The sequence below is a fragment of the Pseudomonas sp. JV414 genome, assembly GCF_032424305.1.
GTDB classification, from domain to species: Bacteria; Pseudomonadota; Gammaproteobacteria; order Pseudomonadales; family Pseudomonadaceae; genus Aquipseudomonas; species Aquipseudomonas lini.
Genome location: NZ_VYKC01000011.1, coordinates 143,055 through 158,425, shown reverse-complemented (window position 1 = coordinate 158,425; position 15,371 = coordinate 143,055). Strand labels below are relative to the sequence as shown.

Sequence of the window (15,371 nt, the reverse complement as noted above, 5' to 3'; positions counted from 1 at the left end):
TCGATCCCGTCCCTTTTGCCAGGAGTACCACTATGAGCACCTATGACGTCGTGATTCTGGGCGCAGGCCCCGGCGGTTATAACGCAGCGATCCGCGCCGGCCAGCTGGGTCTGAAAGCGGCGTGCGTGGAAGGCCGCGCCACTCTGGGCGGGACCTGCCTGAATGTCGGCTGCATGCCGTCCAAGGCGCTGCTGCATGCCTCCGAACTCTACGACGCGGCCATGGGGGCGGAATTCGCCAACCTGGGGATTGAGGTCAAACCTGTCCTCAACCTGGCTCAAATGATGAAACAGAAGGATGAAAGCGTTACCGGGCTGACCAAAGGCATCGAGTTTCTGTTTCGCAAAAACAAAGTCGACTGGATCAAGGGCTGGGGCCACATCGACGGGCCGGGCAAAGTCACGGTGACCGACAGCCAGGGCGTCAAGACCGAGCTGAGCGCCAAGGAAATCGTTATCGCCACCGGTTCCGAACCCACTCCCCTGCCCGGCGTGGACATCGATAACAAACGTATCCTCGACTCCACGGGCGCCCTGTCGCTGAACGAAGTACCGAAGCACCTAGTGGTGATCGGTGCCGGGGTGATCGGCCTGGAGCTGGGCTCGGTATGGCGGCGCCTGGGTGCTCAGGTGACGGTGGTCGAATTTCTCGACCGGATCTGCCCCGGTGTAGATGGCGAAGCGGGCAAGACCCTTCAGCGCTCATTAAGCAAGCAAGGCATCAGCTTCAAGTTGAGTTCGAAAGTCACCCGCGCCACGACGTCGGCGAGCGGTGTTCAGCTCAGCGTCGAACCGGCCGCGGGTGGCACCGCCGAGTTACTTGAAGCCGATTACGTGTTGGTGGCCATTGGTCGGCGCCCTTACACCCAAGGCCTGGGACTGGAAAACGTCGGCCTCGCCACGGACAAACGCGGCATGCTCGCCAACAAGGGCCACCGCACCGAAGCGGCGGGCGTCTGGGTGATCGGTGATGTGACGTCGGGGCCAATGCTCGCCCACAAGGCCGAAGACGAAGCCATGGCGTGCATCGAGCAAATCGTTGGCAAGGCCGGCGAGGTCAATTACGACCTGATCCCCAGCGTGATCTACACCAAACCGGAGCTGGCCAGCGTCGGCAAGACCGAAGAACAGCTGAAGGCCGAAGGTCGCGCCTACAAGGTCGGCAAATTTCCCTTCACCGCCAACAGCCGGGCGAAGATCAATCACGAAACCGAAGGCTTCGCCAAAGTATTGGCCGATGAGCGCACCGACGAAGTCCTCGGCGTGCATCTTGTGGGCCCGAGCGTCAGTGAAATGATTGGCGAATATTGCGTAGCCATGGAGTTCAGTGCCTCGGCCGAAGACATCGCCCTGACCTGTCACCCACACCCGACCCGCTCCGAAGCCTTGCGTCAGGCGGCAATGGATGTGGAGGGAATGGCGACGCAGATGTAGGAAGATCAAAAGATCGCAGCCTGCGGCAGCTCCTACGCGGGCTGCGATCTTTTCAGCTGGGCAAATGCTCCAACGGCAGTGCCCCCGGTGTCTTCACCGTGTGAATCGCAAAGTTGCTGCGGATGTCGCTCACACCCGGCAATTTCAGCAGTCGCCCGGTGAGAAAACGGTCATAGGCGCGCAAATCCGGCACCACCACTTGCAGCAGAAAATCTGATTCCCCTGACACCAGGAACGCCGAAATCACCTCGGGCAATGCCGTCACGGCCAGGCGAAAGGCTTCGGCCTGTTCATCGTTGTGTCGTTCGACTTTGACCCCGACAAACACCGTCAGCCCAAGGCCCACTTCATCTCGATCCAGATTGGCCTGATAGCCGCGAATCACTCCCGCTTCTTCCAGCATCCGTACCCGACGCAAACAGGGCGAGGCGGACAAACCGATTTCGTCAGCCAATTGCACGTTGCTCAGGCGACCGTCCCGTTGCAGCGCCGCGAGAATCTTGCGGTCGTAGGCGTCCAGTTTCATGGTTTGGCAGATCCCGATGGTTCGATCATCATAAAATGGCAGGTTATGCCAAATATCGACGCTTTAGAAGCTGACTACGCAACCACCTGCCCTGCCCTCCAGCCATAGACTGATCCCACCAAATCGACAACGAATGGGGTGCAACATGGCAGGACTCTGGCTGTTTTTCATGGCACTGGCGGTGGTGTACCTGTTGCCCGGCCCGGACATGATTCTGCTATTGCAGACCGGCGCACGTCAGGGCAAAGGCGCGGCGCTGGCCACGGCGTTGGGGCTGGGCGTGGCGCGTGGTTGTCATGTGGCCTTGGCGGCGCTGGGTTTGGCGGCGCTATTCAAGACGGCGCCCTGGACCTTCGATATGGTGCGCCTGGTCGGAGCAGCGTACCTGCTGTGGATCGGCATTCAGTGCCTGCGCACCACGATGCTGCCGAGCTTGAACAGTGCAGGCGCCACAACTGAAAAACCGCATTGGCGCGAGGCGATCCAGCGCGGTTTGCTGACGAACCTGCTCAACCCCAAGGCGCTGCTGTTCTGCTCGGTGCTGTTGCCGCAGTTCATTGATCCGCACGCCGGCCCAGTGCTCGCGCAATTCGCAACGCTGGGCATGATGCTGGTGGGTGTCGGGTTGTTGTTCGACAGCGCCTACGCGTTGGTCGGCGCCGCACTGGGCCGCTGGCTGCAACGCAGTCCATCGGCCCAGCGGGTGCAGCAGTGGTTGTTCGGCAGCCTGCTGATCGGCTTCGCGGTGCGGCTGACCTTTGTGCAGCAGGCTTGAGGCTTGAGGGTTATCGCGCTCTACGACGGCGGCGACTAATTAGCAGCAAAGCCGTCGCCGTGATCGCCACAATAGCGCCTACCTGCACCGGTTTCTTGTAGGGCCGCAGCATCGAACGCGTAGCATCGGTGGCCTGGGTGACATAACGTTTGCTGGCGTTTTCAAAGTCTGGATAAGGGCATTGGTGACCGAAGTTCTCTGCCCAATCCACGTACGGGCCTTCTTTCACATAGCGTTGATAGAACGCACGTTCTTCTTCAACGCTGGTGTTCCACCCCGCCGCCGCACACAACACCGCCGCAAAAGCCTGGCTGGTATGAGGCAGATTATCGGCAGCACGACTGGCCAAAGCCGTTGCGACATAACGATAGTGATAGCGCTCATCGGGTTGAGCGGCGCTGGCTTGCTGACGCAAGACTTCATCTTCAGCCACTAACGGGCCGACCTTTAGCTCACGGCTCTCAAGGCTGTAATTGCCACCGAATGTGGCGTAATCGGGCGCCATTTCGTAGCCGAGAAGCTCCATTCCCCATTGGCGTGCCGTCGAAGCGGCGTTGAACAACGCCGCGGCACGTTTGGTCGGCCACCAGGCAGCGTCTGCCTCCTGACGCAACTGCCCATACGCCTTAGCCTTGTTTTGCAGATCGACGTTGTCGAAGTAAGCCGGGGCTTCGTCATAACGCCCTTCGCGCAGCAGGCGCCGCCCGAGCAAATTGCGCAGGTTCGCGGCTACCGGCAACGGCACATAATTGTCGCGATCTTGCTGGCTGAGCGGCGGCGGTGCGGGCACCTGAGTGTCGACGTACTGCTTGAGTTCATCGAGGGTTAGCACCCGCTCGGCAACGGTGGCCGCGTCGTACCAGTAAATGTTTTGGCTGCGATAGAGCTGATCAAAGGCTTGCAGATAATCCCCGCGTTGCAGGGCCAGGATTGCGCTTTCGCCGTCGACCCGGCACTTGGGCTGCACCGTTTCGTAATCCCAGTCAGGGGTCCGTCGTTCACCCCAGGATTCGTTTTGCGGGAAGGCCTGGGCTGCTTTGGCATAGGCCGCCGCGGCAGCGCTTTTGTCGCCATCACGCAACGCCAGTTTCGCCCGCAGCCACCATGCGAGGCCGCCGTCACCGGCCTGTTCGAGGAAGCCTTTGGCACTGGCGTAATCGCCCTGTTGATAATTCATCGCCGCCAGGCGATCCGCGTTATCCAGGCTGCCGCGGGTGCTGTTTTGCAGCAGTTTGATCAATTTCTGTTCGTTCGGGGGTTGATCACCGAATGACCAGCCCAGTCGACTGATCAACGACGCCGTCACCAGTTGCTGCACCGCTTTGCCCTTGAGCAATACGGCCAGTCGATCGTCGGACATTGTCATCAGATCGGCCATCAACAACTTCAACGAGCTGTAGCCCACCGCCGAACCGTGAAGGTTCTGCGTCGCGTAGAGTTCGATGGCGCTATCCCAATCACCCGCGGTGCGGGCCACTCGCGCTTCTTCGCCGAGGCTGGCAACACCCAGCTCCAAAGGGTCGCTGAAGCCGTCGATACTCAATTGACGAGTCTGCTCGAAGGCCTTCCGGGATTGAGCCAACAGGTCGGGACCCGCGTCCGCCTCTGAACTCATGGCAAACAGTGCCCGCCCCAACGAGTAAGCCGCCCAGGTGCTGCGCAACGCACGTTGATCCGCCGGCAGCGCCAGCACTTTCTGAAAATACTCGGTGGCCAAACCGTGATCACCCGCGTTGAACGCCACGGCACCCGCCAGATAGAACATGTGCTCGGCCGGCAGGCTCGCACCTTGTTCTTCAACCTGACGGGCATCGCTCAGGCTGCGCAGCTGTTGCACCAGCGCTTGCTGCTCAGGCGTCAGACCGGCTTGTTCGGCAGTGTTCCGCTGACCCGCGTAATCCGGCGCATCGCCGTAACCGTCCCCCGGAATGTTGGTGGCTGCGGTGACATTTTTCAGTCCCGCGATGGCGTGCCCGAGGCGGTTGATCTCGACGTTGAAGTTGCCTTCCGGCAGTTCCGTCAGCGACTGCCCACGGTTGTCCAGCAGCCGCATGGGGAAGTCCGGCCCGCAGGCCAGCGCCGAACCCAACGGCAGGCTGAGGCTCAGGCAAAGCATATGGCGGGGCCAGTTACGGGTGAACATTCGAACCTCCTTGATCAATATTTGCGCAGCGTGCCCAACCGATGGCGCGCTGCCCGCCGGCGGGGATTCGACCCTCGCGCAGGCGGGTGAAGGTAAGCAGATCCGGGCGCTGTTGCAATGCATAACCGGCCAATGCATCGGCGCCATCGCAGCCCTGCACCGCCAGTGTCAGGCGTTCGGGCCAGGCGCTGTCGAGATTGCCTTGGTTGCTGACGCCGATGTCGTAGAGGCCGTCCTGCGCCAAGAGCTTCAGCCCCATGCGGCTGTCGAGCGTATCGCCACGCGCCACAGCGATTAGCGTTGTCAGGCTCCAGGCCCTGCGATCATTGACTAGCGGCAGACGAAACCAGATCAATCCGGCCAGATGAGCCGGAGGATCGGCGCGTAACTCGGCACCGAGTTTGCTCAGTTGCAGCGGATCCGCCAGCAACTCCCGTCGATCGCCACCCCGGTCGATAGACACTTCGCTTTCCACGATCGGCGCGCCACTGGCCCCCGGCAACAACGCCACGCCATAAGCCGGCAGCGCCAGATAAAACGGTTTCGAGGTGATACGGCTCCAGGCCCTGGCCCATTGCCGTGCCTGATTCGGGTCGAACAGCCCACGCCGTGGATCGCTCACCGCATGCACCTGCAATACGCTGCTGTCGACCGCCGCCAGCAGCGCCGGCAATTCTGGGCTGTCGAGCCAGGCCGGCAATGCGGTGATGCTCAGTGGCAAGGAGGCCGGCAGAACGGCGCGTAGATGCGTGAGGAATTCGTGGTAGGCCGGTAGCCGGGCGTTACCCGCATCGTGGTCGATTTCCACGCCGGAGAGGATCAGTCCCTGCCCTTGCCAATCGCTGAGCACCTGCTGGATGTGCGCGGTGACCTCGTCCTGATCCAGCCCCGGGAGCTGGCCATCCAGACGAACCACCGCAATCAGCGGCCGGCCATCACGCTTGAGCAGCACCGGATCGATCCGCGCCCGGCTCCAGCCGGCCTGTGGGAACGCCTGCAAGGCCAGCACGCGCAAGGTCGAGAAATCGGCGCGGCTGTCGCGCAGCGCGGCGTCATGGGCCGACGTCCATTGGCGTTGCCAGACGTAGAGTTGCTGATCGAGTGGCGGTGCGCCCGGTCGCTCGCAACCGTTGAGCAACACCGCTGCCAGCAAAACGATCAAGCGTGTGAAAAAAACCATGAAAAACCTTATCCCTGAAATACAAAAAGGGCCTCTCAAGCCCTATGTCGCTCTGCTCGTTACCCTACTCAGCCATTGGCTTGCGGGCAATGATCACCTGAATTTTCGGTGGAAGAGAAATCCCTGTCCTACGCATGACTCCGTAGGAGCGAGGCTTGCCCTAATGCCAGTCAGTTAAGGGTAAATCGGACCTGTAGGAGCCAGGCTTGCCGGCGAAGGCGTCCTTAAGAGCGCCTTCGCCGGCAAGCCTGGCTCCTACGAAAAGCGGTTCATTCGCTTAACTGACTGGCATTAAGGCTTGCCCGCGAAGGCGGCGTATCAGCCAACATCAATGTTGAATGTCAGGCCGCCTTCGCGGGCAAGCCTCGCTCCTACAGGGGCGCAGGTTTTGGTACGCCCACGTTATCCAGCATCCGGTTCACCGCCAGCTCTGCCAGCATGACGATCTGTTGAATCGCCATCGCCGTGTGCCGGTGCGGCCCTTCCAGATACCCCGCAAAATCACTCGCCATCACACTGGCCTGGGCCAACGATTCACAGGTGTGGGCCAACAGGTCTTCGTCTTTGATATCCGGCGCAACCATATACATCGTGCTCGGCTTGCGGGTCGCGGGTGATTTGAGGGCGGCTGGGTTGAGGTAGTGATCGAGCGCGCGGTTAGCGGCTTCGTGGAGTTTTTTTGAATCGAGGGATTCGTAGGGGGAAACGTCATCGGTTTCCGGGGGATTCGGTGTTGCTTTGAACATGATGAAACTCCATTCGAGGACTGGAGTTCGCCAACACTGCGACCAAGCAGAAGGGTGGCGAACCGTACGCGGGTTGGTCGACCAGGGAATGGAACCCGGCAGGGCCTAAGCCCTCCCACGCACAGCTCGCCATGAAGCAAGCACAAAAGTGCGCCATTCTAAACCTGGGCGACCAAACCCGATCACTGAATTTGCAGCGACCCCCAAAGCCTATCCACCCCATTTCCGACCGACAACCGTCAAAACTTGTCGGAAACATCCCTCTAAAATCATCGTCTGTAGGACTGCCTGAAGATCAAAAGATCGCAGCCTTCGGCAGCTCCTACGCGGGATTTGTTTACATCCTGTAGGAGCTGCCGAAGGCTGCGATCTTTTCCTAAAGGTCGAGCACCAAAGGCTCTGAACCATGGGCTTGCAGGTGCGCATTCGCCTTCGCCCAAGTACCGGTCAGCAAACTTTTGGGTGACACGCCGTCAAAGCGCCAGCGCAAGGCCAGCGCCGCGGGCCGGCGCACCACGCGCTCCACCTCGAATGTCCACAGCCGCTCGGCCCCTTGAAAGGCTTCGACCTGCGGGCCTTCGAGAATGATTTGTGCGCGACCGCTGAGGTGCAGCAGGTCGCCCGAATCGAAATCGATGAACAGCAAACCGGCTCGAGGATTGATCAACAGGTTGCCCAAGGTATTGAAGAACAGGTTACCGGCGAAGTCCGGGATGGTCAGGCGATTGCCTTCTACCTGGACGAAACCTGCCTGGCCACCCCGGTGAGAAACGTCCACCGAGCGCTGGCCATCGACGTCCACATAACTGGCGACAAAGAAAGTATCGGCGCCGGTGATCATGGCTTTGGCCGCGTCATCCAGCCCATTGAGGTGCTGCGCAATACGAATCGCCGGATCCGCCAAGGGCACCGAGCGAAACTGGCGCAATTGAATGTATTGCGGGCAATTGCCGAAAGACTGCTCCACCTTCACCTCGAAGCCGCTCGCCGTCACAGCGCCGACTCGACCATTGAGGCGGTTGCGACGTCGGGTGTGCAACTCAATACCGAGCAGACCGATCGCCGCTCCCTCTTGCAATTGTGCAGGGTCGTCGTTGCCAGGCAGGCTGCCGAATTGCAGCAGCGTTGGCTCTGGAGAATGGGCAAACCCCGGCGCTCCTTCAAGAATGCTGGCCCAAGGGTTGCCGTCGGCATCCACCGCGCCGTACAGCATGAACGGCAGTTGCTGATAGAACGCGCGGTGCAGATCCGGCATCTCGCCGCGAATCACCCTACGACCTAATGCGTCCATTCGCTCGGCGACACCCACATAAGCCTGCAACTGTTTCTCGCCTGCGTGCCAAGGTGAACGTTCCATAACGGTTTCTCCCCTGCGCTCATCGCGCAATAAGCACGGCCCGACTGAATCGGGCCGTGAGCATCAGGCAGTTTTTTGCAAACCGGCGACGGTGCGCGGCATGCCGACAAACCCTGGCAAGGCTTCGATCCGCACCAGCCACGCGCGGATGTTGGCGTAGTCGTCCAGCGACACATTGCCTTCCGGTGCATGGGCGATGTAGCTGTACGCGGCGACATCGGCGATGGTCGGCTCGCTACCGACCAGATAGAGCGTTGCGCCCAGTTCCTGATCGATCACTTTGAGCCAGGTGTGGGCATAAGCGATCACTTCTTGCGCGTTGTAAGGTGCACCAAACACAGTGATCAGCCTTGCCCTGCCCGGGCCAAAGGCAATCGGCCCGGCGGCGACCGATAACCAGCGCTGAACCTTGGCCGCACCGACCGGATCGGTTGGCAGCCAATGGCCGTTGCCGTATTTCAGCGCAAGGTAAACCAGGATCGCGTTGGAATCGGCCAGCACCACGCCTTGATCATCAATCACCGGAACCTGACCAAACGAGTTGAGCGCCAGAAAATCCGCTTGCTTGTGCGCGCCCTTGGCCAAATCGACGAAGATCAGCTCGGCCGGCAGTTGCAACAGCGACAGCATCAGCTCCACACGGTGAGCGTGGCCGGAACGGGGGAAGTTGTAGAGCTTGATGGCTTGCATGGTCGACTCCGCTGGGTGGTGGCGCCGTTCAGGAAAGATCAGCGCCGATAGGGGGCTATCTTCCATCTGCAACCAAAACAACAGAATAACCAGCAAACGCAATCCATTATTTCATCCAGTGCAATAACCCTTCATCCGTGCAGGGCTGGGTGTTCGCGCAGTACCTGCACCGCGAAGTCCACAAAACTACGGACCCGCACCGGGGCTTTGCGCCCACCCTGGTAGACCACATGAATGGGCAATGGCGGCAGTTCGAAGTCAGACAAAACGATTTCCAGCTCACCGACGGCGACCTTGCTCGCCACTTGATACGACAGCACCCGGGTCAGTCCCAGCCCCATGGCGGCGGCAGTGATAGCCGCCTGATTGGCGGTGACCACAAGACGCGGTTCCGGACGAACGCTGATCGGCTCTCCCGCGTCAAGGAACGGCCAGCTTCTCTGCTGGCCAATGGACGAGGTGGCGATGATCGGGGCTGCGCTCAAATCTGCAGGATGCCGAGGCCGGCCATGGTCAGCCAGGAATCCAGGGGAAGCGCAGATCACCCGCCGCACTTCGCCCACGCGAATTGCATGCTGATTGCTGTCAGGCAACTCACCGATGCGCACAGCCACATCGATGCCCTCCTCGACCATGCTCACCACCCGGTCGACCAGTAGAGCGTTGATGCTGACGTCAGGGAATTGAGTCAGGTAACCGACCATGACCGGCGTAACGAACAAATCACCGAACAATACCGGCGCCGTGATCGTCAGTTGCCCACGGGGTTGGGCGTGGCTCCCGGCTGCTGAATCCTCGGCTTCCTGCACCTCGGTGAGAATTCTCCGACAGTCCTCCAGATAACGCTGACCCGCCTCGCTCAAATGCACGCTGCGGGTGGTACGTGTCAGCAACTGGGTGCCGATGCGTTTCTCCAGCGCCGCCACGGCGCGGGTGACGCTGGCCGCCGACATCCCCAACCGCCGCGCCGCCGCCGAGAAGCCTTGCTCCTGGGCGACGGCGGCGAATACCTGCATTTCCTGGAATCGGTCCATCGGTGTCCTCGGCCAGTCGTGTGCCGCCACCCGACACACTTCGACCCGGGGGACGATGGATCAAGAGACGGGTTTGATCCAGTCCCACAGGGCAGCATCGTTGAAGTCCCGGATAATACTCTGGGCACCGGCCTCGCGAAGCTGGTTTTCTCGCAGCCCGGCCAGCATGCCAAAGGTATGGATGCCGGCCGCCGAAGCCGATTGCACACCGGCCAGCGAGTCCTCGAAGGCAATCGCATCACCCGCCTCGACACCGAGTATTTCCAGGGCGGTGAGGTACGGCATCGGATGCGGTTTGCCGCGTGCCAGTTCGCCACCAATCACCAACGTCTTGAAGCGGTTGGCAATCCCCATTCCGCTCAGCATGGCCGCTGCATTTTCACGCGGGGCATTGGTCACCACAGCCACGGGAATGTTGGCGGCGTCGGCATAGTCAAGAATGCGCAGCACCCCGGGCACAGGATGGGTTTCACCCAATTGATCGCGGAACATTGTCTCTTTTTCCGCCGCCAGTGCCGCGTATTGTTCTACGGGCATATCGGGAAACAACCCGCCGAAGATCATGTCGTCCGGAAAGCCCATGACATTTGCTTTGTAATAGCTGATGTCCATCGAGCGGTCCCAACGCGCCAACAACTGATTGTAAGCATTGAGGTGTAACTCATCGGTATCGATGAGGGTGCCATCCAGGTCGAACAACAGTGCAGAGATAACCAATTGATACTTACTCCTGTCGAATAACAGCCGCATTGCCTGTGGATAACGCGCCGCGCAACCCCAGCACAACCGGCAACATGAGAATGGGGTACACAATCAACAAACTGAAGGCGGCTTCTACGCCTATCCGTTCCGAGAGCAGGCCGAGCAGAAACGGCGCCAGCAACAACGCCACCCCCACCGCTTGCGATGCCTGGGTACTGAGCGCGGAACTGGCGCGGGGCGCGATGCTCATCGCCGAGCCCAGGATCAGCGGGAAAAAATTGCCCAGGCAGGCACCCAGTACAAAGGTGAAAGCCGCCGTGGCCCATCGCTCTTGCGTGAAGTACAACACCAACAACGTGGCGATCGCCCCCAGCATTACCGCCACCAGCAGCGTCAGCGGTCTGATTGCGCGCAACGCATAGCTGCTGGCCAGGCGACCGCAGACCGTACCCGCGAAATACACACTCATCAAGGTCGCCGCTGCCGAGGCGCTGATCTGCACATGGGTTTTCATGTACTCGGCGCCCCAGAAACCGACGCCCCATTCCGCCGAAATCCCCAGGATTACCAACGCCCACAGGCTCAGCTGCAACCGTCGTCCAAGGGGCAGGCTATTGTTGCCCTGCACAAGCCGAGCGTCATGTGGCGACCCCGCGTCCATTCGATACGCCGTGCGCGACACCACCACCAGCAGGACCGCACACACTGCAACGACCAGTGGCGCCACCCGCCAAGACCAATCGACGGCCGTCGCGCCGCCCACCAGCAAGGCGCCGCCCAGCACGCAAAGACCAGCCACCACATGGGCCGCCACCAGTTTTGCCGCTGCTTGTTCCTGATAGCGAGCGCCGAGCATGGCTTGGCCAACCGCCATGACCAACCCACCCGACAACCCCATCAACATCGCGGCAAGAAGCGTCATCGGCAGGTAGTTGGCCAAGCTGAACAAACCGCTGGCAACCACGATCGAGGCAATCGCGATTGGCCCCATGCCGATGGATAACGAACGTCGCTCCAGCCAGCGATACGGAAAGCCGACCAAGGCCAGGCCCAACGCGTAGGCGGCAAAATGCAAACCGGTCCAGCGCAGGTCCAGCTCGAGTTCACCGCGCAAAAAAGGCATGATCGGACCCAACATGCCTTGTTGGGCGCCGAAGAGTCCGAACATCAGGTAGATGCCCCAGGGGTGTCCGTCGACGGGTACGGGCCAGTCGTTGCGTGTGGTGTCAGTCATAGGCAACTCACTCATCGAGCACTCGTTTCAGCAAAGAGGGAATGCCACTGCGCGCAACGGGCAATCTTCGCCTGACTGGCCTTTTGCGCATCCAGCGCCTGCAAATCGCTGACCTCCAGTTCGCCACCCGAAACACCGCCCAACACCACTTTGCCGAAGCGGCGACTGATCGCCGCCGCGGCGGGTGTGAGCATCCAGCCGAGCGCTTGCTGTGCCTGCACAGCCTTTGCCGAACCGGCACGACAACCGAACACTTCATACTCGTAGCAGCGCGCATCATCGGGCACGCACCAGCGTAGCGAAGGATGTTCCTGGGCGGCCCGGGTAGCCGCCGTTGACACGGTCACCCCCAGCCACGCCTGATCGGCAAGCACAGCCTCGATCGGCGCAGTGGACGAACCGCTGATTGACGGCTGCAACCGGGCAATCGTGTCGAGCATGTCCCAGGCGCCGTCACCGTAACGCTCAAGGAGCGCACTCAGGTGCAGATAGCCTGCGCCCGAGCGCGCCGGATCCGGCAACGCAAGGCGCCCCGACCAGCGCGCGGCACAGAGGGCTTCCCACGTTGTGGGCGGCGCAAGACCTTGCTCTGCCAACACGTGCGGGTCGTAACAGAACGCCGGTACAAAACCGGATGGGCTGAACCAGCGTCGGTCTTGCGCAACCGCCGAGGGAGGCAAGGCCGAAACGTCCAGGTTGTCGAGGGGCATCAATAGCGACGCCAGTGCCGGGTCCAGCAACGCGGTGGCCGCCGTGCCCAGCAATAGATCCCACGGCCCGGCGGTGTCGCTGCGCAAACGCTCGACCAGTTCGGCGGTTGACCAACGGGTAAGGCGCACGGGTATACCGACGTGAGCAGCAATGCCGTCGACGAACTCGGCCAGTTCGGCGTTTTCCATGGAGCTGATCGCAATAAGCTCGTTCATGCTCACTCCAGTAGCCGGTGTAATTTGGCGTACTGCAAGAGCATGATCGTCTTGCCGTCACTGATAGCGCCTGTCTCGATCATGGCCAGGGCCTCGTCGAGGGGCAGTTCAAGCACTTCGACCTCTTCGCCCTCCGCTTCGACGCCGCCCCCCTCCCCCAGCTTGTCCTCGTCGAAATATTCGCCGACAAAGAAATACAAGCGTTCGGTCACCGATCCAGGGCTCATGAAAGCCTCGAAAATCTTGCGCACGTCTTTAATCCGGTAACCGGTTTCTTCCTCGGTTTCCTTGCGGATACAGGTGTGCGGATCGTCTCGGTCCAGCAGGCCGGCGCAGGTCTCAATGAGCATGCCATCGTGTTCGTTGACGAAGGCCGGGAACCGGAATTGCCGGGTCAGTACAACCGTCTGCTTCAACTTGCTGTAAAGCAGGATCGTCGCCCCGTTACCACGGTCGTAGGTCTCCCGGGACATGTTTCGCCAGGTGCCGTCGCGGCCCTGGAAATCGTAGGTGGTTTTGCGCAGTACGTACCAGTTATCCGACAGTACCTCGACCTGCTTGATGCGCACGCGATCCTTGGTGGCAATGGCTTGATTCATGATTTCAATCCTTATTCGATCTCAGGTGCATGGCGTTGGGTGCGACGGTCAGCAAACGATCCACCATGGCCGGGTCACGGTGTTCAGGCGCGGTCATCACCGCCGTATCAAGTGCGCGGTCACAGCCGCACGGGCAGGCACCGCGATGCTCGCCCAGACGCGAAACCGCCTCGGTGACCAATCGGCGAGTCAGGGTGAAGGTGTCGGCCATGCGTTGGGCGACGAGGGCGGCGTTCACATCCTCATGGGACTCATGCCAGCAATCGAAGTCGGTGGGGATGGCAATCATCGCGTAGCAAAGCTCGGCTTCGCGAGCCAGTTTCGCCTCGGGCATCGCGGTCATGCCGATGACGGTGCCGCCCCATTGGCGATAGAGGTTCGATTCGGCCCGGGTCGAAAATTGCGGCCCTTCCATCACGACATAAGTACCGCTATCGAGTGCCTGAACATCCGTCGTTTTCACACTCTCGGCCAGGACAGCGTGCATGCGCCCGCACACTGGATTGCCGAACGGCACGTGCCCCACCAGGCCTGGGCCGAAGAAGGTCTTGTCACGCTGGATGGTGCGATCGATGAATTGATCTATCAGCACGAAACTGCCCGGTGGCGCATCGTGGCTGAGGCTGCCCACCGCACTGACCGATAACAATTGAGTGCAACCGACGTGACGTAGCGCGGCAATGTTGGCGCGCACATTGATTGAGGCGGGTGGAATCGTGTGCCCAACCCCATGACGCTGTACGAAGGCCACCGGCACGCCGTTGAGCGTGCCAAGGGTGACGGGGGAGGAAGGCTGGCCGAACGCGGTCTCGATTTCGACCAGGCGAATATCTTCCAGACCTGGCAGCTGTTGAAGACCGCTGCCACCAATAATGCCAATGCGTTGCACCTGTTGAAATTCCGTTGAGTTCGTCACGTATTGCCTCTCGTCTTCAGGATGGATTCTTCTTGTTCGGTGCTGACCAGGCGCTCGTACAGTTCCGAAAGCGCCGTCGGTGCGTTGCCCCGGCGCAACAGCAAGCCTTCACTGGCGTTGTTGCTGTAGCGCGGTTCGTGAATCTTCAGATGACGGTCGATTGCCGGCAGGTAATTCCAGCGCACCCCGGGATACAGCGAATGGGCCAGGTGATAGGCGTCAGAGGTCGGCGCGATGAACACACGCACCATCCAGCCGCTCAGGCCGAAGTAGTCGGTGGGCCGACCGGCCAGGTATTCGAGATCACGTCGGTCCCTTGACGACCCTTCGATGAACCAGCGGTGTTCGGTAAGCAACGAGACCCAGGCATAGACCGGGTACGACGTCAGCAACGGCAGCAACCAGCCAAACACCACGCCTTTCCAGCCACCCGCCCAGTAAAGCAGCGCCGCCACGGCCATTACACTCAGCCAGCGGATCACCGTCGTCACCCGGGAATGATTCAACAGGCTGTTGCGCACCATCGTGCTCAGATTTACCCAGGCCCCGGCAGGGGTCAGCGGGTACAGCAACAAGCGATAGAAGCCGCCCGGCGACAACCCGGCGACATAACCGCCGGCGTGCACGCGTGCGCGGTTGGGGTCCAGTTGCGGATGATTGGGGTGGCGATGGTGTTCGATGGTGTGCGCCTGGTGACGGCTGCGCATGTCGCGCTTGAATATCGGGAACTGATAGAACACGTTGCCCAGCCACCATTGCCAGGCGTGGTGCCGACACAAGGCGAAATGCACAGCGTTGTGCCCGAACTCTTGCAGCGCCCGCATGCGCCCGCCACTCCACAGCACCACCCCCAGCCACATCAACGGCGTGGAATAAATCGACGCGAGCAGCACGGCGGCGACGATATCCAGCCAGACCCAGATAAACGGCAACGGTGCGAACCATTCATCCAGCGGTCGGTAGTAATGCTCCTTGCGATCGGGCAGGCGCGGTTCCAGCTTCAGCAAACGCAGCACACGCTGCTTGTCGCGGTAATAAAAGGTGACCAGCGCACGCAATAGCAGCGCTGTCGCGATCAGGCAAACAAGAACAATCTGCGGTGTGGTCACG

Annotated in this window: 14 protein-coding genes and 1 pseudogene; 2 read left to right on the top strand and 13 right to left on the bottom strand. The window is 60.8% G+C overall.

What is annotated here, in order from left to right; translation table 11 throughout:
• Positions 1-32 precede the first annotated feature (32 nt).
• Positions 33-1,433 (top strand): dihydrolipoyl dehydrogenase, encoded by a 1,401-nt coding sequence (gene lpdA, locus F6R97_RS14565; protein WP_315866728.1) that lies wholly within the window; start codon positions 33-35, stop codon positions 1,431-1,433.
• 52 nt (positions 1,434-1,485) lie between these two features.
• Here the strand turns inward: lpdA and F6R97_RS14560 are convergent, their stop codons facing one another.
• The gene (locus F6R97_RS14560) at positions 1,486-1,959 is read right to left on the bottom strand and encodes an Lrp/AsnC family transcriptional regulator (protein WP_052966045.1); all 474 of its coding nucleotides are present in this window, start codon (positions 1,957-1,959) and stop codon (positions 1,486-1,488) included.
• A gap of 145 nt (positions 1,960-2,104) precedes the next feature.
• On the opposite strand from F6R97_RS14560, the gene F6R97_RS14555 reads away from it, so the two are divergent.
• Entirely contained in the window at positions 2,105-2,734 is a 630-nt protein-coding gene (locus F6R97_RS14555; RefSeq protein ID WP_315866727.1) for a LysE family translocator, read from the top strand.
• 10 nt (positions 2,735-2,744) lie between these two features.
• Here F6R97_RS14555 and F6R97_RS14550 read toward each other — a convergent pair whose 3' ends face one another.
• From F6R97_RS14550 to F6R97_RS14495, 12 genes and pseudogenes are all read right to left on the bottom strand, one after another.
• Complete coding sequence (locus tag F6R97_RS14550; RefSeq protein ID WP_315866726.1) at positions 2,745-4,877, bottom strand: hypothetical protein; 2,133 nt, start codon at positions 4,875-4,877, stop codon at positions 2,745-2,747.
• Positions 4,864-6,057 carry a DUF3142 domain-containing protein gene (locus F6R97_RS14545; RefSeq protein WP_315866725.1) on the bottom strand — a complete coding sequence of 398 codons (1,194 nt, stop codon included), beginning with the start codon at positions 6,055-6,057 and terminating at the stop codon, positions 4,864-4,866. Before F6R97_RS14545 ends, F6R97_RS14550 begins: the two co-directional genes overlap by 14 nt.
• A 371-nt stretch (positions 6,058-6,428) precedes the next feature.
• Positions 6,429-6,803 carry a DUF6124 family protein gene (locus F6R97_RS14540; RefSeq protein ID WP_315866724.1) on the bottom strand — a complete coding sequence of 125 codons (375 nt, stop codon included), beginning with the start codon at positions 6,801-6,803 and terminating at the stop codon, positions 6,429-6,431.
• Positions 6,804-7,212: 409 nt separating this feature from the next.
• Positions 7,213-8,160, bottom strand: a pseudogene (locus F6R97_RS14535) (pyridoxamine 5'-phosphate oxidase family protein); the annotation flags it as partial.
• 63 nt (positions 8,161-8,223) lie between these two features.
• Positions 8,224-8,850 carry a glutathione S-transferase family protein gene (locus tag F6R97_RS14530; protein WP_048397466.1) on the bottom strand — a complete coding sequence of 209 codons (627 nt, stop codon included), beginning with the start codon at positions 8,848-8,850 and terminating at the stop codon, positions 8,224-8,226.
• A 131-nt stretch (positions 8,851-8,981) separates the two neighbouring features.
• On the bottom strand, positions 8,982-9,884 hold the full coding sequence (locus F6R97_RS14525; protein ID WP_048397385.1) for a LysR family transcriptional regulator: 903 nt from the start codon (positions 9,882-9,884) through the stop codon (positions 8,982-8,984).
• A 60-nt stretch (positions 9,885-9,944) separates the two neighbouring features.
• On the bottom strand, positions 9,945-10,601 hold the full coding sequence (locus tag F6R97_RS14520) for an HAD-IA family hydrolase (protein WP_315866723.1): 657 nt from the start codon (positions 10,599-10,601) through the stop codon (positions 9,945-9,947).
• A 7-nt stretch (positions 10,602-10,608) separates the two neighbouring features.
• Positions 10,609-11,820, bottom strand: coding sequence for an MFS transporter (locus F6R97_RS14515; RefSeq protein ID WP_409999802.1), 1,212 nt, complete (start codon positions 11,818-11,820; stop codon positions 10,609-10,611).
• 11 nt (positions 11,821-11,831) lie between these two features.
• Positions 11,832-12,746 carry an ABC transporter substrate-binding protein gene (locus F6R97_RS14510; RefSeq protein WP_315866721.1) on the bottom strand — a complete coding sequence of 305 codons (915 nt, stop codon included), beginning with the start codon at positions 12,744-12,746 and terminating at the stop codon, positions 11,832-11,834.
• A 2-nt stretch (positions 12,747-12,748) separates the two neighbouring features.
• Positions 12,749-13,345: a GDP-mannose pyrophosphatase NudK gene (nudK, locus tag F6R97_RS14505; protein WP_038980451.1), complete on the bottom strand. Its 597-nt coding sequence runs from the start codon at positions 13,343-13,345 to the stop codon at positions 12,749-12,751.
• Between the two features lie 4 nt (positions 13,346-13,349).
• Entirely contained in the window at positions 13,350-14,261 is a 912-nt protein-coding gene (mtnP, locus tag F6R97_RS14500) for an S-methyl-5'-thioadenosine phosphorylase (RefSeq protein WP_315866720.1), read from the bottom strand.
• Positions 14,258-15,370: a fatty acid desaturase family protein gene (locus F6R97_RS14495; RefSeq protein WP_315866719.1), complete on the bottom strand. Its 1,113-nt coding sequence runs from the start codon at positions 15,368-15,370 to the stop codon at positions 14,258-14,260. The genes mtnP and F6R97_RS14495 overlap by 4 nt, the downstream gene beginning before the upstream one ends.
• Position 15,371: the final 1 nt, after the last annotated feature.